General features: G+C 72.6%; 23 protein-coding genes. 12 read left to right on the forward strand and 11 right to left on the reverse strand.

From position 1 onward, the window contains the following. Nucleotide 1 precedes the first annotated feature (1 nt). The gene (locus ACGGZK_RS04185) at nucleotides 2-541 is read left to right on the forward strand and encodes a gluconokinase (protein WP_395245004.1); all 540 of its coding nucleotides are present in this window, start codon (nucleotides 2-4) and stop codon (nucleotides 539-541) included. A 32-nt stretch (nucleotides 542-573) separates the two neighbouring features. Here ACGGZK_RS04185 and ACGGZK_RS04190 read toward each other — a convergent pair whose 3' ends face one another. Next, nucleotides 574-1617 carry a hypothetical protein gene (locus tag ACGGZK_RS04190; protein ID WP_395245005.1) on the reverse strand — a complete coding sequence of 348 codons (1044 nt, stop codon included), beginning with the start codon at nucleotides 1615-1617 and terminating at the stop codon, nucleotides 574-576. 133 nt (nucleotides 1618-1750) lie between these two features. Here ACGGZK_RS04190 and ACGGZK_RS04195 point away from each other — a divergent pair, with 133 nt between their 5' ends. From ACGGZK_RS04195 to ACGGZK_RS04210, 4 genes are all read left to right on the forward strand, one after another. Further along, a complete protein-coding gene (locus ACGGZK_RS04195) occupies nucleotides 1751-3064 on the forward strand; it encodes an ATP-dependent RecD-like DNA helicase (RefSeq protein ID WP_395245006.1) in 1314 nt (437 codons plus the stop codon). 87 nt (nucleotides 3065-3151) lie between these two features. Further along, on the forward strand, nucleotides 3152-4474 hold the full coding sequence (locus ACGGZK_RS04200) for a serine hydrolase domain-containing protein (protein ID WP_395245007.1): 1323 nt from the start codon (nucleotides 3152-3154) through the stop codon (nucleotides 4472-4474). A 135-nt stretch (nucleotides 4475-4609) separates the two neighbouring features. Continuing rightward, the gene (locus tag ACGGZK_RS04205; RefSeq protein WP_395245008.1) at nucleotides 4610-5446 is read left to right on the forward strand and encodes a class II glutamine amidotransferase; all 837 of its coding nucleotides are present in this window, start codon (nucleotides 4610-4612) and stop codon (nucleotides 5444-5446) included. A gap of 142 nt (nucleotides 5447-5588) precedes the next feature. Further along, entirely contained in the window at nucleotides 5589-6383 is a 795-nt protein-coding gene (locus ACGGZK_RS04210; protein WP_395245009.1) for a DUF2306 domain-containing protein, read from the forward strand. A gap of 49 nt (nucleotides 6384-6432) precedes the next feature. Here the strand turns inward: ACGGZK_RS04210 and ACGGZK_RS04215 are convergent, their stop codons facing one another. Next, a complete protein-coding gene (locus ACGGZK_RS04215) occupies nucleotides 6433-6801 on the reverse strand; it encodes a DoxX family protein (protein ID WP_395245010.1) in 369 nt (122 codons plus the stop codon). A 112-nt stretch (nucleotides 6802-6913) separates the two neighbouring features. Between ACGGZK_RS04215 and ACGGZK_RS04220 the strand changes: the two genes are divergently transcribed. The 5 genes from ACGGZK_RS04220 (at nucleotide 6914) to ACGGZK_RS04240 (ending at nucleotide 10339) form a co-directional block, all read left to right on the forward strand. After that, complete coding sequence (locus ACGGZK_RS04220; protein ID WP_395245011.1) at nucleotides 6914-7324, forward strand: winged helix-turn-helix transcriptional regulator; 411 nt, start codon at nucleotides 6914-6916, stop codon at nucleotides 7322-7324. Next, entirely contained in the window at nucleotides 7324-7926 is a 603-nt protein-coding gene (locus tag ACGGZK_RS04225; protein WP_395245012.1) for a TetR/AcrR family transcriptional regulator, read from the forward strand. The genes ACGGZK_RS04220 and ACGGZK_RS04225 overlap by 1 nt, the downstream gene beginning before the upstream one ends. A gap of 92 nt (nucleotides 7927-8018) precedes the next feature. Next, on the forward strand, nucleotides 8019-8402 hold the full coding sequence (locus tag ACGGZK_RS04230; protein ID WP_395245013.1) for an SHOCT domain-containing protein: 384 nt from the start codon (nucleotides 8019-8021) through the stop codon (nucleotides 8400-8402). A gap of 60 nt (nucleotides 8403-8462) precedes the next feature. After that, nucleotides 8463-9695: a glutathionylspermidine synthase family protein gene (locus ACGGZK_RS04235; RefSeq protein WP_395245014.1), complete on the forward strand. Its 1233-nt coding sequence runs from the start codon at nucleotides 8463-8465 to the stop codon at nucleotides 9693-9695. After that, nucleotides 9692-10339 (forward strand): hypothetical protein, encoded by a 648-nt coding sequence (locus ACGGZK_RS04240; RefSeq protein ID WP_395245015.1) that lies wholly within the window; start codon nucleotides 9692-9694, stop codon nucleotides 10337-10339. Before ACGGZK_RS04235 ends, ACGGZK_RS04240 begins: the two co-directional genes overlap by 4 nt. A 69-nt stretch (nucleotides 10340-10408) precedes the next feature. Here ACGGZK_RS04240 and ACGGZK_RS04245 read toward each other — a convergent pair whose 3' ends face one another. Then, on the reverse strand, nucleotides 10409-10825 hold the full coding sequence (locus ACGGZK_RS04245; protein WP_395245016.1) for a pyridoxamine 5'-phosphate oxidase family protein: 417 nt from the start codon (nucleotides 10823-10825) through the stop codon (nucleotides 10409-10411). Nucleotides 10826-10944: 119 nt separating this feature from the next. On the opposite strand from ACGGZK_RS04245, the gene ACGGZK_RS04250 reads away from it, so the two are divergent. Continuing rightward, on the forward strand, nucleotides 10945-11136 hold the full coding sequence (locus tag ACGGZK_RS04250) for a hypothetical protein (RefSeq protein WP_395245017.1): 192 nt from the start codon (nucleotides 10945-10947) through the stop codon (nucleotides 11134-11136). Between the two features lie 51 nt (nucleotides 11137-11187). Here ACGGZK_RS04250 and ACGGZK_RS04255 read toward each other — a convergent pair whose 3' ends face one another. The 7 genes from ACGGZK_RS04255 to ACGGZK_RS04285 form a co-directional block, all read right to left on the reverse strand. Then, nucleotides 11188-11679 (reverse strand): SRPBCC domain-containing protein, encoded by a 492-nt coding sequence (locus tag ACGGZK_RS04255; protein WP_395245018.1) that lies wholly within the window; start codon nucleotides 11677-11679, stop codon nucleotides 11188-11190. Between the two features lie 104 nt (nucleotides 11680-11783). Further along, on the reverse strand, nucleotides 11784-12077 hold the full coding sequence (locus ACGGZK_RS04260; RefSeq protein WP_395245019.1) for a hypothetical protein: 294 nt from the start codon (nucleotides 12075-12077) through the stop codon (nucleotides 11784-11786). A 73-nt stretch (nucleotides 12078-12150) separates the two neighbouring features. Next, nucleotides 12151-13809 carry an ABC transporter substrate-binding protein gene (locus ACGGZK_RS04265; RefSeq protein WP_395245020.1) on the reverse strand — a complete coding sequence of 553 codons (1659 nt, stop codon included), beginning with the start codon at nucleotides 13807-13809 and terminating at the stop codon, nucleotides 12151-12153. A 69-nt stretch (nucleotides 13810-13878) separates the two neighbouring features. Continuing rightward, on the reverse strand, nucleotides 13879-15519 hold the full coding sequence (locus ACGGZK_RS04270; RefSeq protein ID WP_395245021.1) for a dipeptide ABC transporter ATP-binding protein: 1641 nt from the start codon (nucleotides 15517-15519) through the stop codon (nucleotides 13879-13881). Between the two features lie 5 nt (nucleotides 15520-15524). Next, nucleotides 15525-16478 carry an ABC transporter permease gene (locus ACGGZK_RS04275; RefSeq protein ID WP_395245022.1) on the reverse strand — a complete coding sequence of 318 codons (954 nt, stop codon included), beginning with the start codon at nucleotides 16476-16478 and terminating at the stop codon, nucleotides 15525-15527. Further along, nucleotides 16475-17407, reverse strand: a complete 933-nt coding sequence (locus ACGGZK_RS04280; RefSeq protein ID WP_395245023.1) for an ABC transporter permease — start codon at nucleotides 17405-17407, stop codon at nucleotides 16475-16477. Before ACGGZK_RS04280 ends, ACGGZK_RS04275 begins: the two co-directional genes overlap by 4 nt. 71 nt (nucleotides 17408-17478) lie before the next feature. After that, complete coding sequence (locus ACGGZK_RS04285; protein WP_395245024.1) at nucleotides 17479-18207, reverse strand: GNAT family N-acetyltransferase; 729 nt, start codon at nucleotides 18205-18207, stop codon at nucleotides 17479-17481. 290 nt (nucleotides 18208-18497) lie between these two features. Between ACGGZK_RS04285 and ACGGZK_RS04290 the strand changes: the two genes are divergently transcribed. Continuing rightward, nucleotides 18498-20177, forward strand: coding sequence for a thiamine pyrophosphate-binding protein (locus tag ACGGZK_RS04290; protein WP_395245025.1), 1680 nt, complete (start codon nucleotides 18498-18500; stop codon nucleotides 20175-20177). A 10-nt stretch (nucleotides 20178-20187) separates the two neighbouring features. Here ACGGZK_RS04290 and ACGGZK_RS04295 read toward each other — a convergent pair whose 3' ends face one another. Then, a complete protein-coding gene (locus tag ACGGZK_RS04295) occupies nucleotides 20188-20820 on the reverse strand; it encodes a TetR/AcrR family transcriptional regulator (protein WP_395245026.1) in 633 nt (210 codons plus the stop codon).

The raw sequence follows: 20820 nt of genomic DNA on the forward strand, positions 1-20820 counted from the left end.
GATGCCCCGCTCGAACGAGGTCCACGACGAGGTCGCCGGCCCGGTGCGCATCCTGGTGATGGGGGTGTCGGGGTCGGGCAAGTCGACCGTCGGCGCCGCGATCGCCGCCGCGCTCGGCGCGTCGTTCGTCGACGGCGACGACCTGCACCCGCCGGCGAACGTGGCGAAGATGGCCGGCGGCTCGCCGCTCGACGACGCCGACCGGGAACCGTGGCTCGACCGGGTGGGGGAGACGCTGGCGGGCGGGGCATCCGTCGTCGTGGCCTGCTCGGCGCTGAAGCGGCGCTACCGCGACCGCATCCGCGCGATCGCGCCGGGCACGGTGACGATCGCGCTCGACGGCGGACGCGACCTGCTCGCCTCGCGCCTCGGCGCGCGCGTCGACCACTTCATGCCGGCGGCGCTGCTCGACTCGCAGCTCGCGGCGCTGGAGTCGCTCGCGGCGGACGAGCCGGGCGCGATCGTCCCGATCGACGTGACACCGGACGAGGTGGTGTCGGCAGCCCTCGCCGCGATCCGCGGCGAGTCCGCGCCGGCCTGAGCGAGCCCGCCCGGAAGCGCGAGGCGCGCCCGCTACTTCAGCTGCACCGCGATCGAGCCGTCGGGCTGGATCGTCGCCGAGAGCGACACGAGGAACGTCGAGTCGCGCTCGAGCTGCGACACGTCGCCGTCGAAGAGCGACTGCACCTCGACCGACAGGTGGGCGACGCCCTCGGTCGGCGGCATGTCGAAGGCGGTCGCGCCGGCGATGAGCGTGACAACCGGGTAGGTCGAGATCGACCACGTCGGGGCCGAGATCACGCGGTCGTCGACGACCTCGCCGAACGGGCACCCGGTGGGCTGGAGCACCTGCTGCGCAGCGCACTGGTCGAGGTACTGGTCGAGCTGGCGCTGCACGCGCTCGACGAACGACGGGGTCGGCTGCGAGTCGACGGTCACCGCGGTCCGCGAGCCGGGAGCCGCGACCGTGACGACGTCCTGCGCGGTCAGCAGGACGTCGTCGTACGAGAACGAGTACACCGCCGGCGCGATCGCCAGGTAGGGCGCCGTCTGCGTGAACGCGGCGAGGTCGTCGCCCGTCTTGTGCGCGCGGGTGTCGAGCTGGAGATCGCCGACCGTGAAGATCGGGTAGTGCGCCGCGGTCACGTCGATGATCGCGATCGGGCTGATCGAGAACGCCCACCGGTTGAGCACGCCGTACAGCGGCGCGATCGGCTCGATCTCGAACGCCGTGTCGGTGATCGTGTCGCCGAGGCGGTAGCTCGCGGTCACGGTATGCGTACCGTCGTCGTGCGTCACGTCATCGGTGATGCGGATGTCCTCGGGCCCCGAGCTGATCACCCCGGAGCGCAGCATCGCCGTCGAGACGTCGCCCGGGAGGCCGAGCGCGGCGAGCTGCTCGGCGTCGAGCGCGACGCCCGGGGTCGTGGCCGCGAGGGTGATCTCGTCGTTCGCGATCTCCTCGAGGTAGCGCTCGACGAAGTTGGAGGCGCCGTAGATCGACTGGTTCAGCGCCGCGAGCGCCGAGAGGAAGGCGACGACGAGCAGCACGGCGAGGCCGCTCCAGCCGATGACGGCGAGCGGCGACACGCGACCGGACCGCTCGACGCTCCCCACGCGGGCCAGTCTATGCGGGCGGTGGACGGTGCCCGTGGTCGCCCCGCATGACGGGGTTACACTCGGAGCGCGCCCGCGGGCGCGCCCGGCGGATGCCCCGCCGAGGCATCCGCCCCCAGCCGAAAGCCGCACCGTGCCCGACGTGACCCTGACCGCCGAGCAGGCCGCGGTCTACCAGGCGATCGAGGACACCCGCGACCACGTGTTCGTGACCGGCCGCGCCGGCACCGGCAAGTCGACGCTGCTCACCCACCTCAACTGGAACACGAAGAAGCAGATCGTCATCTGCGCGCCCACCGGCGTCGCGGCGCTCAACGTGGGCGGGCAGACGATCCACTCGCTGTTCCGGCTGCCGATCGGCGTCATCGCCGACCACGCGATCGACCAGAACGACGCGGTGCGCAAGATCCTGAACGCGATGGACACCCTCGTCGTCGACGAGGTCTCGATGGTGAACGCCGACCTGATGGACGCGATGGACCGCTCGCTCCGCCAGGCCCGGCAGCGCCGGCACGAGCCGTTCGGCGGCGCGCAGGTGGTGCTGTTCGGCGACCCGTACCAGCTCGCCCCGGTGCCCGGCGACGTCGAGGAGCGGCGCTACTTCGCCGACACCTACAGCTCGATGTGGTTCTTCGACGCGAAGGTGTGGGACGAGGCCGACCTGCGCATCTTCGAGCTCGGCGAGGTGCACCGCCAGCACGACGACACGTTCAAGCACATGCTGAACGCCGTGCGGCACGGGCAGGTGACCGCCGAGATCGCCGGGGTGCTGAACGCGACGGGCGCGCGCCGGCCGCTGCCCGAGCAGGGTGCGATCACCCTCGCCACGACGAACAGCACGGTGAACCGCATCAACCACACGCAGCTGCACCGCCTGCCCGGCCAATCGCTCGCGAACGAAGCCGAGGTGACCGGCGACTTCGGCGGCCGCTCGTTCCCCGCCGACGAGCGGCTCGAGCTCAAGGTCGGCGCGCAGGTGATGTTCCTGCGCAACGACACGATGGTCCGCGGCGACGGACCGCGCTGGGTGAACGGCACGATCGGCACGGTGACCTCGATGCGCGGCGAACTGCGGGTCGCGGTCGACGGCGAGGAGCACGAGGTCGACCCGGTCACGTGGGAGAAGTACCGGTACAGCTGGGATCCGGTGGCGAAGAAGCTCGAGCGGGACATCGTGGCCGAGTTCACGCAGTTCCCGCTGCGGCTGGCGTGGGCGGTGACGATCCACAAGTCGCAGGGGGCGAGCTACGACTCGGCGATCGTCGACCTGGGGCCCCGGGTCTTCAGCCCCGGGCAGACGTACGTCGCCCTCAGCCGGCTCACCTCGCTCGACGGGTTGTACCTCGCGAGGCCGCTGCGACCGAGCGACATCATCGTCGACCGGAACGTGGAGCGCTTCATGTCGGGGGCGGCCCGGGCGATCGGCGCGGAGGCCGCAGCAGAGTAGTCCTCGGGAGACCGCGGGCGGAACCTCTCGGGCGGCATGTGTCGCGCGGGTTACAATCGCCTCGGACACACGGCTGGGGGAGCTTGGGTGGCTGATCGGCACCGTACCCGACGCAAGCGGTTGCGCATCGCGGCCATGATCGCGGCGATCGCCTCGACCGTCGCGCTCGCCGGATGCACGGGGAGCGTCGATCCCGAGGCGCCGTTCGGCGGCGTGGACTCGCCGCTGCCCGACGACACCGCGGCCTCCCTGTCGGCCATGCTCGACGAGGCGATCCGGCTCAGCGGCTCGAGCGGCGGGCTCGCGGCGGTCGCCGTGCCGTGGGCGGGCGACTGGTCGGCCGCGAGCGGGACCGTCGGCTTCGACGAGGGAGACGCGCCGGTCGCGGTCGACACCGAGTTCCAGCTCGGCCTCGGCACCACCGAGCTCACCTGCCTGGTGCTCCTCCGGCTCGTCGACGCCGGGGTCGTCGCCCTCGACGACGCCGTGTCGGAGTACGTCGACGACATCCCCGGCCTCGCGGGGATCACCCTCGAACAGCTCTGCCGCCAGACCTCCGGCATCGCCGATTACTACGGGCCGCTGCGCGCGACGTTCATCGCGAACCCGGTGCGGCCGTGGCCGTCGGGCGAGCTCATCGCCAGCGGCCTGGCATCCCCCCGCACGGGCGAGCCGGGTCAGCGCTGGGTGCCGTCGCGCACGGGCGTGCTCCTGCTCGCGCGGGCGCTCGAGCAGGCGACGCATCGCGACTGGAACAGCCTCGTCCGCGACTACGTGGTCGGTCCGCTCGGCCTGGACGACACCTCATTGCCCGGGGGATCCGAGCTGGAGCACCCGGGCGCGCTCGGCGCGTACGTCGCCCGCGCCGGAGCGGACGGTGCGCCCGACTGCGCGGCGCGCGTCGACGCCAGCGCGCAGTCGGCGTCGATGGGCGGGGCGGCAGCCGGGGCGTACACGAGCCTCGACGACGCCGTGCGCCTGAGCCAGGCGTTCGCGACCGGTGCGCTCGTCGACGAGGCGACGATGCGCGCCCAGTGGACCCCCTCCGAGACGACGCCGGACGCCCCGGGGTGGCAGTCGCAGGGCGTCGGCGGCGCGATCTACGGGCCGCTGCGCGGGATGGCCGGGGAGAACCCGGGCGCGCTGACCGCCGCGTTCACCGACCCGGCGACCGGCCTCACCGTGGTCGTCGCACTCAACAACTCGACGTCGGGCGCCGACTTCGTGCGCGAGACGGCGTTCGCCATGGCATCGATCGCCTCGAAGGCCCCCGCGGTCGAGGGCGGCCCGCCGCTGGTCGAGCTGCCGTGGTCGCTGGAGCAGGCGCAGGCCGCGATGACCCAGCTCTCCCGCTGCCCCATCGAGGCGCCCGCTGCCGAGGCACCCGCCGAGGAGGCGCCGGCGCAGTAGCGCCGCCGCGCGCCCCATCGCCCGCGCAGCCCGCCACCCCCAATCGTCCGGCCGCTGCACGACGGCACCGACCGGCGTAGTGTCGGGTGCGACCGGTGTCGATGGGGCGCCGGCGAACTCATGGGGGTGGGGTCGATGTGCCGGTGGCTGGCGTACCTGGGGGAGCCGATCCATCCGTCCTCGCTGATCCTCGACGCGAAGCACTCGCTCGTCGCGCAGTCGCTGAACTCGCCGCTCGGCGCCGAGACGGTCAACGGCGACGGCTTCGGCGTCGGCTGGTACCCGGTCGGCGGCGACCGGCCCGACCAGCCGGCGCTCTTCCACAGCATCGAGCCGGCCTGGTACGACGTGAACCTGCGCGAGCTCGCGCACGCGATCGAGTCGCCCCTGTTCTTCGCGCACGTGCGCGCCGCGGCAGGGCCCCCGATCCAGCAGTCGAACTGCCACCCCTTCCGCCACGGCGAGTGGTTGTTCATGCACAACGGTGCGCTCGCGGGGTTCCACCTGATGAAGCGCGATCTCGTGCTCCTCGTCGACCCCGGGCTCTTCCCGCGCATCCAGGGCACCACCGATTCGGAGGTGCTGTTCTACCTGGCGCTCACGTACGGCCTCGAGCAGGACCCGATCCGCGCGGTCGGCGAGGCGATCCGGAAGGTGGAGGAGATCGGGCACCGGCACGGCATCGAGCATCCGATGCAGGGCACGATCGCCGTGGCGGACGGGTCGACGATCTGGGCGTTCCGCTACTCGACGGCTCACCGCTCGCGCACGCTGTTCTACTCGGTCGAGATCCCGACGCTTCGCGAGATGTACCCCGACTTCGAGCGCCTGAGCGTCTTCGGCGCCCGCGCCAGGGTCGTCGTGTCGGAGCCGTTGACCGACCTGCCCGGCGCCTTCGTCGAGGTGCCGGAGTCGACCGTGCTCGTCCTCGACGACGAGGGCTTCCGGCAGGAGCCGTTCCTCGCGGACTGAGGGCCGCGAGGGCGGCGGCGACACCACGACGGATGCCCCGCGCCGAACCCGGGGGTCAGCCCCCTGCCGGCGACCGCTGGGCGGGCAATAGCGTGCGGGCATGTCAACATCCACAACGCCGGAGTCCGTCGAACCTCGCTCGGTGGTTGAGCCCGTCGAAACCACGCCTTCGGGACGTGGTGGTTTCGACAGGCTCAACCACCGGCAGGGGCCCGAGCTCAACCACCGCCGGGGGCCCGAGCTCAACCACCGCAGGATCGGCGCGCGCATCGGCTGGGCGTGGGTGCTGCTCTCCGCGCTCGGCATCGCCGGGTTCGCGGTCGTGCCCTACCTCACGGCGTCGCTCGCGGCGCTCGGCGAGGCGCAGTCGGGCCTGGCGCCGCACTACGCCGCGCAGCCGGCCTTCGTGCAGGCGGCGCTGTACGTGCACGCGATCGGCGGCGGGCTGGCGCTGATCGTCGGCCCGCTGCAGTTCTGGAAGGGGTTCCGCGACCGCGCGCCGCGGGTGCACCGCTGGCTCGGCCGCACCTACCTGGTGTCGGTGGCGCTCGCCGCGGCGGCGGGGCTGGTGATGGCGCCGTTCAACTCGGCCGGGTTCGTCGGGTTCTTCGGCTTCGGCGCCCTCGCCGTGCTGTGGCTGGTGAGCGGATGGCGCGCCTATCGCGCGATCCGGCGGCGGGACGTGCCGGCGCACCGCGCCTGGATGATGCGCAACTACGCGCTGACGTACTCGGCCGTGATGCTGCGGATCTGGCTGCCGCTGCTGCTGGTGCTGCAGATCCCGTTCGCCGGCGCGGGCGGCTTCGACTTCGAGGCGGCGTTCGCGAACGCGTACGCGGCGGTGCCGTTCCTCTGCTGGCTGCCGAACCTGGTGGTCGCCGAGTGGCTCATCCGACGCCGCGGCCTCCCCTCGTACCGGGTGGTGCGGCCGGCGTGACCGCGGCGAGCGGATGCCTCCCCCGGGGCATCCGCTCGCACCGGGCCGCTCAGCCGAGGACGACGACGAAGCCGAGCACCGCGCTCGCGGCCGAGAGGACGGCGAGCACGACCGAGGGGGTCGGGTTCTCGTGCCGGCGGACGTGCACGACGATGGCGCCGACCATGACGATCGTGAGGCAGACCGCCGCGATCGGCGCGAACACCGGGGCGATGCTGAGGAGCAGCGGCAGTACGAGGCCGATGCCGCCGAGCACCTCGGCGATGCCGATGAGCTTGACCACGGGGTCGCTGAAGTCGTCGGCCCAGCCCATGCCGCTCGCGACGAGCGCGGGCTTCGGGCGGAGGGCCTTCATGGCGCCGGCGGCGATGAACGCGAGGGCGAGGAGGCCGTTGACGATCCAGAGGGCGATGAGCATGGGGGAATCCTTCGGGTGCATTGGTTACTGTTTGTGTGCAACCCCATGATCAGTCATGATGGAGGGGGCTGCAAAAGGCACACGCATGTGCCCATCGCACACCGGAGGAACCATGGCCATCGAGATCGATCCCGGCGCACCGCGCAGCGACTACGAGGTGTCCTGCCACGAGGCGGGGGCCTCGGGCGGCGTGATCCGCGACATCCTGGCCCGCATCGGCGACAAGTGGTCGATGCTCGTCATCGTCACCCTCCGCGACGGCCGGCTGCGCTTCACCGAGCTCCAGCAGCACATCCCCGGCATCTCGCAGCGCATGCTCACGCTCACGCTCCGCCAGCTCGAGCGCGACGGCCTCGTCGAGCGCACCGTGCACGCCGAGGTGCCGCCCCGGGTCGAGTACGAGCTCACCGCCGTCGGCGCCACCCTGATCGAGCCCGCCTCCGCGTTCGCCGGGTGGGCCATCGCCAACCAGGAGGTCATCGAGGCCTCGCGCGCCGCGTTCGACGCCCGCCGGGCGGGGTGATGGCGGGCGACGGGTACTCGAAGGGGCGCCGGCGCCGGGCCGAGATCCTCGAGGCCGCCTTCGCCGCGTTCGCGACCGTCGGCTACCGGAACGCGAGCATGGTGCGCATCGCCGCCGACTGCGGCGTGTCACGCGCGGGGCTCCTGCACCACTTCCCGACGAAGGAGGCGCTGCTCCAGGCCGTGCTCACCGAGCGCGACCGGGTGAACGACGAGCGCTTCTTCGTCGGCGCCGATCCGACCCGCGACGGGGCCGACTACCTCGACCGGTTGGCGCGCGCCGTCGAGCAGAACGCCGCCGAGCCGGGCATCGTGGGCCTCTTCGCCGTGCTCTCGACCGAGGCATCCGACCCCGCGCACCCCGCGCACGACTACTTCGTCGACCGGTACGCGGCGCTCCGCGGCGACATCCGCCGCGCGCTCGCCGACCTCGCGGCCCGCGGGCGGCTGCGGCCGGGCGTCGAGGTCGACGGGCTCGACCGCGAGCTCGTGGCGCTCATCGACGGACTCCAGGTGCAGTGGCTGCTCGACCCCGCGGCCGTCGACATGGGCGCCCGCTTCCGCTCGCGGCTTCGTGAGCTGGTTGCCGACGACGCGCGCTGAACGGCAGGCGGAGGTCTGTTCCCGGGCGGCCGCGCGGGGGTATGGTGACGCCAAGGGTGCCTCGCCCGAGGCGCCGAGAGGGGGAATCGGCATTGGATCTCTGGAGCTGGATCTGGTGGTTCATCTGGATGTTCGCGTGGGTGGCGTACTTCACCGTCCTCGTGTACATCGTGATCGACCTGTTCCGTGACCATCAGCTCAACGGCTGGGCCAAGGCGCTCTGGTTGATCTTCCTGTTGATCGTCCCGTTCATCGCGGGCCTCGTGTACCTCATCGCCCGCGGGCAGGGCATGTCCGAGCGCAACCAGCCGCGGCAGGTCGAGTACACCGAGGACGACTTCGATCGGATCCGCGCCCAGTCGTTCGCGAACCCGGCCGACGAGATCGCGAAGGCCAAGGCGCTGCGCGACCAGGGCGCGATCAGCGACGGCGAGTTCGAGGCCATCAAGGCGAAGGCGCTCGGCTCGAAGTTCTGACCGACGACGGCATCGGATGCCCCGCGCTGACGCGGCATCCGATGCCGTACGCTCGGCGGGGTGATCAGGACCCCCAGCGCGCCGCGCCCCGACTGGCGCGCCCGTCTCGACGAGGTCGGGTTCACCTTCTACGACCTGCCCTCGGAGGGCGGTCGGCCCTACTGGAACGAGCACGCCGCCTACGGCTTCACGTCGGCCGAGGTCGACGCCCTCGAAGCCGCCACGGCGGAGCTCTTCGCCCGCTGCATGGACGCCGTCGAGCACGTGGTGCGCGAGCGCCGCTACGCCGAGTTCGGGATCCCGACCGCACTGCACGACCTCGTCGGCCGCAGCTGGGACGAGGACGACCCCACCGTGTACGGCCGGTTCGACCTCGCCTACGACGGGGCGGGCACCATCTCGCTGCTCGAGTTCAACGCCGACACCCCGACCTCGCTCGTCGAGTCGGCGGCGGCGCAGTGGCAGTGGTTGCGGGACACGCGGGGCGAGGCATCCGACCAGTTCAACCTGCTGCACGAGCTGCTCGTCGAGCAGTGGGCGCACATCCGCGAGGCGCGCTGGGGCGTCGCCCCCGGCGCCCGGCTGCACCTCGCGTCACTGCACGACGACGGCGACGGCGAGCTCATCGTCGAGGACGCCGACACCGTGTCGTACATGGCCGAGACCGCGCGGCAGGCGGGGTTCGACGTGAAGCAGGTGTTCGTCGAGGACCTGCGCTACGACCTCGACGGGCGGCGGTTCCTCGACGCCGACGGCGAGCACGTCGAGCGCATCTTCAAGCTCTACCCGTGGGAGTGGATGGCGCGCGAGCAGTTCGCCGCGTTCCTCGAGCCGACCCGGCACACGACCGCCTGGGTCGAGCCGATCTGGAAGATGCTGCTCTCGAACAAGCAGCTCCTCGTGGTGCTGTGGGAGCTGTTCCCCGGCCACCCGAACCTGCTGCCCGCGTTCGAGTCGGCCGCGCCGTTCGAGGCCGGCGGCCCGCTCTGGGGGCGGCACTGGGTGCGCAAGCCGCGGCTCGGCCGCGAGGGCGCCAACGTCACCGTGTTCGACCCCCGCGGCGGGATCGTCGCCGAGCAGCCCGGCCCGTACGACGAGGACGGGTTCGTGTACCAGCAGCGGGCGGAGCTCGCCCGCATCGACGGGCGCACCGCCGTCATCGGCTCGTGGGTCGTCGGCGAGACGCCCGCGGGCATCGACGTGCGCGAGACCGGCGGGCCCATCACGGGCGACCTCGCCGAGTTCGTGCCGCACTACATCGTGCCGGGCCGGAACGTGGAGGAGCAGCGATGACGGAGACGCGGCGACGGATGGGGGCGCTGGAGCTGGGCGTGGCGGGCGGCCCGGGCGTCCGGTCCGGCGTGCGCACCGCGGTCCGGCCGGTCGCGCCGCGTGCCGCGCCGCGCGCGGTCGCCGCCCTCGGGGTCGCGAGCGCGATGCTGCTCCTCGCCGGGTGCTCGACCTTCCCCGAGGACGGGGTCGTCGTCACCGGCGCCGACGGCGAGCAGTACGTGCTGCCCGACGGCACCGAGCGGCCCGTCTACGCCTCGCAGGCCGACTGCCTCGCCGACGTCGAGGAGCAGCTCGCGAAGCTGCGGGCCGAGGGCAACCCGGTCGAAGGCACGGCCGAGCAGTTCTGCGAGGACGCCGGGGAGTACCACGGCACGCACCACTACGGCACGGGTCTCTGGCTCGGGCCGCTGCTGTTCGCGGGGTCCCGGTGGGACTCGTCGCGGGTGAACTCGTGGTCGGCCGTCGGCGCGGGCGACTTCGCGAAGCCCGGCTCGGTCGCGCACTCCGACGTCGTCGAGAAGGCGCCGGCCGGCGCGACCGTCGGGCAGCGCGTGCCGCTCAGCGGCGGGTTCGGCACGAGCGGCAAGGCCGCCGGCTTCGGATCGAGCGCGAAGTCGGTGCACGGGAGCTCGTTCGGCGGCTGAGCGGATGCCTCGGGCGAGGCCTCGGCTCGGGGCATCCGCCCGGCCTGAGCCCCGTCCGGCTGCGACCGGCTACGCCCAGAGGCCGGCGGAGCCGAGCGCCCGGTCGGGGTCGATGCGGATGACCACGCGGGTCGGGTTCACCCGCGGCTGCCGGTAGCGCTCGGCGTACAGGCGCACGGCGAGGTCGACCGACTCCGGGTCGCGTTCGACGACTGCGCGGCCCGCGATGCTCAGCCATTCCGGGCCGGAGACCTGGGCGACGGTGGCCCGGGCGTCGCGCTCGACGTTGCGCACCTTCTGGCTCGCGCCGTCGGTGATGACGCGGACGACGCCGTCGACGTAGGTGAAGCCGACCGCCACGACGTGCAGGTCGCCGCGCGGGCCGATCGTCGACAGGGTCGCGAGGTGGCGGTCGGCGACGAACTGCCGACCGCGGTCGGTCAGCGCGGGGCGTGCGGAGGTGGACCGGTCGACGGCGGGAGGCATGCGATCCAGCGTAGGCGGGTGGTCTGGGGCATGGCTGCACGGGTACGCGGCCCGGGCCCGAGCGGAGCATCCTGTCGCCCTGGGCCGCCCGGGCGTATCGTGAGCCCGAGGGGGTCGACATGAACGACAGGAGTTCGAACGCCGGATGCTTCGCCGGCGGCGGCGCGATCTACGGGCTCGGCATCATCGGCGCGTGGGTGTTCTTCTTCCAGCAGGCCGACCAGTTCTGGGAGTTCATCCTCGCGTTCTTCCAGGGCATCTTCTGGCCGGCGTTCATGGTCTACGAGGTGTTCCACGCACTCGTGGAGTGAGGCCGTCAGCGCGCCCGGCTGAGACGTCGGCTTCAGGCTGAGTCGCCGGCGTCAGGCTGCGTCGCCGGCCTCCGCGACCTCGGCGAGGGCGGCGGTGACCCCGTTCCAGGCCTCGAAGAAGCCGAGGTCCTCGTGCCGTTGCCGCGCGGCGGGGTCGGCGTGGCGCGCGATCGCGCGGTAGTCGGTGCCGTCGGGGTGCTCGCCGAACAGGATCTCGGCGGTGATCGCCACCGGCTCGGGCGAGGCGGGATGCCAGGTGCCGGTGATCGCATTGGTGTACACGAGCCGGCGGTCCGGCTCGACGACGAGGAACACGCCGTCGATGTGCGGCACGAACGCCTCGCCGTCGTCGCTCATCCGCGTGACGAAGGCGCCGCCCGGACGGGCGTCGAGCACGTCGACCCGGGCGACGGTCGGGGCGGGCACCCACCAGCGCTGCAGGAGCGCGGGGTCGGTCCAGGCGCGCCAGACGGCGGCGCGGGGTGCGCGGATGACCCGCTGGATCGTGAGGTCGAGCTCGGGGTCGATGGCGGGTTCGGTCATGTGCGGTTCCTCCCGGCAGGTGACGATGCGTTCGGGCTCGGGGTCAACCTAGCGCGGTCGGCTCCTGCCCGTCTCGGCGTCCGTCCGCCGGGGCTTCCGTCGTCTCAGAGCGACGCGGTGCCGTTGTCGCCCGTCCAGAACTCGCGGTCGACGACCCGGCCCAGGCGGCGGTCGCGGAGGTAGTTGCGTCGCTGCGTCCACGCGATGAAGGTGCCGATCAGGGCGACGACGGTGAGGATCGCGCAGACGAGCACCGTCGACCCCAGGTCGGGCACGAAGAAGCTCAGGATGGTGGTCAGCAGCAGCGCGGCGAGGGCCAACCCGAGCATCACCGCCATGGTCACGAGGCCGAGACGGCTCTCTCCGGGCACGGGGTCGAGGGGGCGGGTCGGCTGCATGGTGCGATGCTACGGCTCCGGGCGAGGAGGCGGCGCACGCGTTACGTCGGGCCGCGGGCCGCCTCCTCGCGACTCAGTGGCTGAGCCAGGCGTCGTACAGCACGAGCTCCGAGATCGAGTTCTCGCGCAGGCCGTGCAGCTTCGCGTCGGACGCGAAGTAGCCCGACTCGCTGTTGACGTTGTCGAAGACCGGGATGCGGACGGCGTCGCGCACGAGGATCTCCTGCGCCTGGGCGAGCAGGTCCTGGCGCGCGTCCACGTCGGGCTCGACGAATGAGCGCTCGAGGATGCCGCTGAGGTCGGAGCCCGGCTCGGTCACCTCGGCCGTGGTCGCGCCCGAGTTCGCCTGCAGGTACTCGTCGGTGTACTGCGAGTACAGCGCGATGCCGCCGTCGGCGCGGGTGGCGTTGTTGTAGAGGAAGTCGCCCTCGCCGTCGGTCCACGTGCTGCCACCCGGCGCCTCGTTCACCAGTTCGATCTCGATGCCGACCTTCGCGGCGTCCTCCTTGATGAGCTGGAGGGCGTCGGTGATGGCCTTCGGCTCCCACCAGTTCACGATCGTGAAGGTCAGTCGCTGGCCGTCCTTCTCGCGGATGCCGTCGTCGCCGACGACCCATCCGGCGCCGTCGAGGATCTCCTCGGCGCCCTCCGGGTCGTACGAGATGTACTCCGACTGGTCGGCGTAGCCGAAGGTGCTCGGCGTGAGCACGCTCGTGGACGCCGGCTCGGCGTCGGTCGTGATGCTCTGCTGGATGGTGTCGCGGTCGATGACCTTCGACAGGGCGCGGCGCAGGTCGAGGTCCTTCGTCAGCGGGCGGGCGAAGTTCGCCACCAAGCTGTACGGGTTACCCGACTGCGCGCGCGAGATCAGCCCGAAGCCCTGGTCGGTGAGCTGCTTCGAGCCCTCGACCGTCGGGTTCTGGGCGAGCTGAATCTCGCCGGCGAGCAGGGCGTTCTCGCGCACGCTCTGCTCGTCGACGAAGTTGATGGTGACCTTCTCGAGGCTGGCGGCACCGGTGTGCTCCGAGGCATCCGACGCCCAGTCGTAGTCGTCGCGGCGCACCAGCGTGATCTGCTCGTTGGGCGTGTAGCTGTCGAGTTCGAACGGGCCGCTGCCGGCGAAGTCGCCGGCCTGGCGCTCCTCGTAGCTCAGGTCGAACGAGTCGGCCGAGAGGATCGCGAGGAAGCTCGTCGGGATGGTGGGCAGGAACGCCGGGTTCGGCTGGCTGAACTTCACGATCACCTCGGTGTCGCTGACGACCTCGGTCTCGATGTAGTTGTCGAAGAGGCCCCGGATGTACCATCCGTTGCCGTCCTCGATCTGCGTGACCGCGGCATCGAAGTTGGCCTTCACGACGTCGCCGGTCAGCTTCGAGCCGTCGGAGAACGTGACGTCGTCGCGCAGCGTGAAGCTGAACTCGGTCTGGTCGTCGTTCGCCGACCAGTCGGTCGCGAGCCACGGCTTCAGCTCGAACGTGTCGGGGTCGATGTCGAGCAGCGAGTCGGCCAGGGCGCGACCCACGAAGCCGTGGTTCTGGCGCGGGTCTAGGTAGCTGATGTTGGCGCTGTAGGCGGTGATCTCGCCGCCGTCGACGCGGTCGCCGGATGCGCCGGCGCCCGACGCGTCGGCGCCGGACCCGGCGCAGGAGGTCAGCAGGATCGCCGCGGCGGCCGCGGCCCCGAGCGTGCCGAGGAGCCGGCGGGGCGGATGCGCGGTGCGGATGGTGGACATGGTGGTGCTCCTTTCGCGTGGTGCAGGTCGTGGTGCGGGGGTGGGGGTCTGGAACGGATGCCTCGGACGTCAGGCGAACAGCGGGATGGCGTCGAGCAGCCGGCGCGTGTACTCGTGCTGCGGGTGCGCGAACACCTCGCCGACCGCGCCCTCCTCGACGAGCTCGCCGCTGCGGAGCACGCCGACGCGGTCGGAGAGCTCGCGGATGACGGCGAGGTCGTGCGAGATGAAGAGGTAGGCGGCGCCGAACTCGTGCTGGAGGTCGATGAGCAGCTGCATGACCTGCGCCTGCACCGAGACGTCGAGCGCCGAGACCGGCTCGTCGAGCACGATCAGCTCGGGGCGCAGCACGATCGACCGGGCGATCGCGACGCGCTGCCGCTGGCCGCCCGACAGCTCGGTCGGGGTGCGGGTCGCGATCGACGCGGCCAGCCCGACGACGTCGATGGCCTCGCGCACGCGGCGGTCGAGCTCGGCGCCCGATGCCGCCTTGAACCCGCGCAGCGGCTCGGCCACGATGTCGTGGACCCGGAACCGCGGGTTGAGCGACGTGTACGGGTTCTGGAACACGTACTGGATGCGCGTGCGCAGGGCGCGTTGCTCGGCACCCCGTGCGCGCGAGACATCTTGCCCGCGGAACGACACCGACCCCTCGTCGGCTCGATCGATCCCGGCCACGATGCGGGCGATCGTCGACTTGCCCGAGCCGGACTCGCCCACCAGCCCGTACGTGGTGCCCGGGTCGATGGTGAGGCTGACGCCGCGGACCGCCGGCGTCGCGATGCGGCCGCGCCGCGGGTCGCGGGTGAGGTACGTCTTCACGAGTCCCGTGGCGACCAGGCCGGCGTCGTCGTGCGGGGCCTCGAGCTGCGGCACCCCCGGGCTCGGGGCGAGCTTGCCCTGGTGCAGCGACGGCACGGCGTCGAGGAGGCGACGGGTGTACCCGTGCCGGGGCGCGTCGGTCACCGCGCTCGTCGGGCCCTGCTCGACGATCCGGCCGCCCTCGAGCACGAGCAGCCGGTCGGTGCGCTGCCGGGCGACGGCGAGGTCGTGCGTGACGAGCACGAGCGAGACGCCGGTTTCGGCGACCAGCTCGTCGAGCGCGTCGAGGACGGTCCGCTGCACGGTGACGTCGAGGCCGGACGTCGGCTCGTCGGCCACGATCAACTGCGGGCGGCCCACCAGCGCGATCGCGATGAGCACGCGCTGCCGCTGCCCGCCGCTGACCTGGTGCGGGTACGAGGCGTACACCCGCTCGGCGTCGGCGATGCCGACCCGCTCGAGGAGCGCGATCGACTCGGCGCGCCGGCGGAGCTTTTCGACCTTCCTCGGCGAGAGCTTCAGGGCCTCGTCGAGCTGCTTCCCGATCTGCTGCACCGGGTTGAGCGCGATGTTCGGGTCCTGTGGGATGTACGCCACCCGCGACCGGCGCAGTTCGTTCCACTGCCGCTCGGTGAGGTCGCCCAGGAGGTCGACGCCGTCGAGCTCGCCGCGCGCCGCCGAGACGTGCGCGTTCGGCGCGAGGATGCCGAGCAGCACGTGGGTGAGCGTCGACTTGCCGGAGCCGGACTCGCCGATGACGGCGAGGCGCTCGCCGCGGCCGAGGGAGAACGAGACCCGGTCGAGGGCGAGCACGTCGTCGCCGGCCGTCGTGTAGCGGACCGTCAGGTCGGCGACGTCGAGGAGGGGAGGGGAGGTCGATTCGGTCATGTCGGTCAGGTCACCTTCTCGATGAACTTGCTCACCCGGTTCGCCGCGAGCACGACCAGCACGATGACGATGCCGGGCAGGATCGCGAGCCACCACGCGGTGGAGAGGTAGGTGCGGCCCTCGGAGACGAGGAGGCCCCACTCGGGCTCGGGGGGTTGCACGCCGAAGCCGAGGAAGCTCAGCGCCGAGATGGCGAGCAGCGCCTCGCCGAACTGCAGCGCGAGCAGCGCGATGAGCGGCCCGATGGAATGCGGGAAGACGTGCCGCGGGAGGATGCTCCACCAGCGCAGGCCCGAGAGCCGCGCGGCGGTGACGAAGTCGGACTCGCGCACCCGCAGCACCTCGGCGCGGAGGATGCGGGTGAACGCGGCCACCGAGCCGATGCCGACCGCGATCGCGATGTTGATCGTGCCGTAGCCGAGCGTGGTGACGATCATGAGCGAGACGAGGAGCCCGGGCACGGCGAGGAAGATGTCGACGAAGCGTCCCACCACCTCGTCGACCCAGCCGCCCAGGTACCCGGCGAGGATGCCGAGCACGGCGCTGACCCCGAGCCCGAGCACGACCGCAAGCAGCGAGGCGATGAGCGTGTTGCTCGTGCCGTAGACGACGCGGGCGTACTGGTCGCGACCCAGGTTGTCGGTGCCGAGCGGATGCCCCCACGAGGGAGCGGCGAGCTTGTTCGCGAGGTCGGTCGTGTACGGGTCGAGGCTCGTGAACAGCGCCGGCAGGAACGCGGCGGTGATGACGGCGACGAGGAGCAGCGCCGAGAGGATGAACGTCGGCTGGGTCGCCTGCACGACCCGCGCGGACCGGAGTGGGCGGGGACGGGCGGGCTCGGTGGGCAGGACGGCGAGGCCGCCCGGGACCTCGGCGACGGTCGCGTCCGCGGGGAGCGCGGTCTCGGCTGCGAGGGCCTGCGCGTCGGCGAGGGCCTGCGCGTCGGCGTGGAGGGTCATGCGATCCCCAATCGGATGCGCGGATCGATCCGCGGGTACACGAGGTCGACCGCGAGGTTCGCGAGCGCGAACAGCAGCGCGGAGATGATGACGACGCCCTGCACGACCGGGACGTCCTGGCTCACGACGCCCGCCTGCAGCACGCGGCCGAGGCCCTGGCGGGAGAACACCGTCTCGGTGATGACGGCGCCGGCGAGGATGCCGCCGACCGACATGCCGATGATCGTCGCCGCCGGGATGATCGCGTTGCGCAGGCCGTGGGCGAAGACGATGCGACCCCGCCCGACGCCGCGGGCGGTGAGGAAGGTCGCCTGCGAACCGTGGGTGTACTCCCACAGGCTCTTGGTAGTGACCTGCGCGATCGCCGCGCTCGCCGGGATGCCCGAGGTGAGCGCCGGCAGGATCAGCGACTGGAACCCGGTGTTCCCGACGGCGGGCAGCCAGTGCAGGTTGAACGCGAAGACCTGGATGAGGATGAGCCCGGTCAGGAACACGGGGAACGACAGGAACGCCGAGGGCAGCGCGAACAGCAGGTTCCGCAGCCACGTGGCCCGGGCCGTGTTGGCGAGCAGTGCGATCGCGAAGCCCAGCACGACGCTGAGCACGAGCGCGAGTCCGCCGAGAGCCAGCGTGTGCGGCAGGGCGCCCCCGACGACCACGGCCACCGGCACCCCGAGTTGGATCGACGTGCCGAGGTCGCCCGTGACGGTCTGCCACAGCAGCGCGAAGTACTGCTCGTACGCGGGCCGGTCGAGCCCGTACCGCGCCTCGAGCGAGGCGAGCAGTTGCTGGTCGACGTCGGCGCCGGCCCCGCTGATCATCATGGAGGCGCTGTTGCCGGGCAGGTAGAACAGCAGCAGCCACGTGATCGTGTACGCGGCCCACACGACGAACAGCGCGTAGAGCACGCGGCGGACGAGGTAGCGCACCGGGTCTCCTTCCCGAGGACGGACGGTTCGATGGATGGGCTCGACGGATGCGTCGAGGGGCGGATGTCCCGCTACGCCGACGGCGTGCGCACCGCGCCGAACACCGTGCGCCGGCGCAGCGCGAAGCCGAGCCGCTCGTACGCGGCGATCGCGCCGACGTTGCTCGCGGCGGCGTGCAGCAGCGCGCGGTCGCCGCGCTCCTGGATGTGCAAGGCGACGTCGAGCACGAGCCGCGAGGCGAGCCCCTGCCGGCGGTGGTCGGCGTCGACGGCGACCGCGCTGATCTCGGTCCAGCCCTCGGGGTGCAGCCGCTCGCCGGCCATCGCCACGAGCCGCCCGCCCCGGCGGATGCCGACGTAGCGCCCGAGCTCATACGTGCGGGGGCGGAACGGTCCGGGCTGGTTGCGCTCGACGATGGCGAGCATCTCGGGCACGTCGTCGGCGCCGAGCACGATCGCCTCGGCGTCGGGCCGGGGCTGGAGCGCCTCGGTCTGCACGAGCTGCACGCCCTCGCCGCGGCCCACGACCTCCCAGCCCGCCGGGATGGCGCCGTCGTACCCCGACAGCCCGACGTCGGCGCCGGGCCCGACGAGCTCGATCAGCGCATCCCAGACGCCCGGGTCGTCCCAGGTGCGCACCGCCACGAAGGGCGCGACGTCGGCCGGGTACCGGCGCACGAGGTCGTTCCCGATCGCGAACGCAGCATGGGGCCCGGCGAGCGAGTGCCAGGCGGCGTTGTCGAGTTCGGTCGCGTCGGCGTGGGGCGCGGCCAGGGTCGTGGCGGCGGATGCATCAGGCATCCGGCCATGCTGCGACCGGTCCGCAAGCCCCGGCAACGGGCGGCGTCACCCCGCGTCGCCGCCCGAAACCGGGCGGCACGCAGCGCGCTCGCAGGTGTCCACGCGTGACCCACAGCGTCGGCGCGTGACATCCGTTCGCGACGTGGCGTGACGCGCGCCGGGGTAGGCTCGACGCGTCCAGGCGCACCGAAGCGCCGGTGCTCGAAAAGGGGCACGAAGCGCAGACGACCTCGTCGCCGCCGCGTGAGACAGAGATGGAACCCCTCCATGTCTCCGAAAGGCCCCAGGTCATGCCGGTCGTCTCCGCGCACGTCGCGCGTACCCTCGCCACCCAGGTCGATCACGTCTTCGGCGTGATGGGCAACGGCAACGCCTGGTTCCTCGACTCGCTCGTGCGCGACACCCCCGCCACGTTCACCGCGGTGCGCCACGAGGCCGGCGGCGTGGTCGCGGCCGACGCCCACTACCGCGCCTCCGGGCGCATCGCCGCCGCCACCGCCACCTACGGCGCGGGGTTCACCAACACCCTCACCGCGCTCGCCGAGGCGGCGCAGGCGCGCGTGCCGCTCGTGCTCGTCGTCGGCGACGAGCCGACCTCGGGCCCGCGGCCGTGGGACGTCGACCAGATCGCGCTCGCCGCCGCGGTCGGCGCGCGCACGTACACGGTGGGCCGGGCGGATGCCGCGACCACGACCCTGATCGCGATCGAGCACGCCCTGAGCTACCGGCTGCCCGTCGTGCTCGCGATCCCCTACGACGTCGCCCTCGTGGACGCCGGGGACGTGCCGGGGGCGACCGAGCCGCGCCTGCCGCCGCCGCTCGCGCCCGGCGCCGGCAGCGGCCTCGGGGCGGGCTTCGCCGAGCAGGCGATCGCGACGCTCGCCGCCGACCTCGCGGCCGCGGAACGCCCGCTGCTCCTCGCCGGCCGCGGGGCGTGGCTGGCCGGAGCCGGCCCCGAGCTCGGCGAACTGGCCGACCTCACCGGCGCCGTGACCGCGACGACCGCGCTCGGCCGGGGCGTGTTCCCCGACGGCCGGTACGACCTCGGCGTGGCGGGCGGCTTCGGTGCGGCCGGTGCGATGGAGCTCGTCCGCGAGGCCGACGTGGTCGTCGTGTTCGGGGCATCCCTCAACCAGTTCACGATGCGGTTCGGGCAGCTCTTCGCGCCCGGCGCCCGCGTGGTCCAGGTCGACGTGGCGCCGGCCGCGACCCACCCGCACATCGGCGGCTTCATCCGCGGCGACGCCCGGCTCGTGGCGCGGGCGCTCGGCGACGACCTGCGCGCGCTCGGCGCGGGCGCCTCGGGGTGGCGGGAATCGCTCGACGTCGAGGCGGCGCGCGCGCAGCCGCGGCCGTCGTCGGGCGACGGGGTCATGCCCGACGGGGCGCTGGATCCGCGCGCCGTGGCCATCCGGATCGGCGAGCTGCTGCCCGAGGAACGCGTCGTCGTCTCCGACGGCGGGCACTTCATCGCCTGGGCGAACATGTACTGGCCCGTCGCGAGCCCCGACCGGATGGTGATGGTCGGCACCGCGTTCCAGGCGATCGGCCTCGGCTTCGCGAGCGTGCCCGGCGCCGCGAGCGCGCGGCCCGACGCGACGATCGTGCTCACGACCGGCGACGGCGGCGGCCTCATGGCGCTCGCCGACCTCGAGACCGCGGTGCGGTCGGCCGCCGGGCGCGGGATGGCCGTGGTCTGGAACGACGCCGCCTACGGCGCCGAGGTGCACCTCTACGGCCGGATGGGGCTCGCGCAGTCGCCGATGCTGATCCCCGAGACCGACTTCGCCGCGCTCGCCGAGGCGGTCGGCGGCGAGGGCGTGGTCGTGCGCGAGCTCGCCGACCTCGAGCGGTTGCGCACCTGGGCGGCCGAGTCGCCGGGCGAGCGGCGGTTCCTGCTGCTCGACTGCCGCATCTCCGGCACCGTGATCGCGCCGTACCAGGAGGAGGTGCGGCGGATGCACGGCTGATCCGCCGGGATCAGGCCTGCGCCACCCGCAGGCCGCCCATCGCGATCGCGACGACGTCGGCGCTGAGCCGCGCCGCGTCCTCCGGCCCGGTCGGCCGGTACCACTCGACGATGGAGTTGACCATCCCGAACAGCAGCCGCGTGGCGACGCCGGCTTCGACGTCCGCTCGGATGGTGCCCTCCTGCTGCGCCTCGCGCACGAGCCGGGTCAGCTCCTGGTCGAACGCCCGCCGGCGGTCGAGCGCCTCGCGCTCCACGATGCTGTTGCCGCGCACGCGGAGCAGCAGCGTCACGTAGGGGAGCCTCTCGACGAGCACGGTCACCGCGCCGGTGAGCACGAGCTGGAGTCGCTCGCCGGCGGGCACGTCGGCCGCGAGCGCGTCGCGCAGCGCGCCCTCGAGCCCGTCGAGCGCCTCGTCGAGCGCGCGCCGGAGCAGCTCCTCCTTCGAGGCGAAGTGGTGGTAGAGCGCGGACTTGCCGAGGCCCAGCCGCTGGGCGATGGCCGCGACGGATGCCGCGTCGTAGCCCTGCTCGTTGAACACGCCGACCGCGACCTCGAGGATGCCCCGCTGGTCGTAGCCCGGTCGGCCCCGCCGGGGCTCCGCGGCGACGGGCTCGGCGTGCTCGACCGGGGACGTGCTCAT

The organism is Agromyces sp. MMS24-K17 (assembly GCF_043950245.1).
Classification (GTDB): Bacteria; Actinomycetota; Actinomycetes; order Actinomycetales; family Microbacteriaceae; genus Agromyces.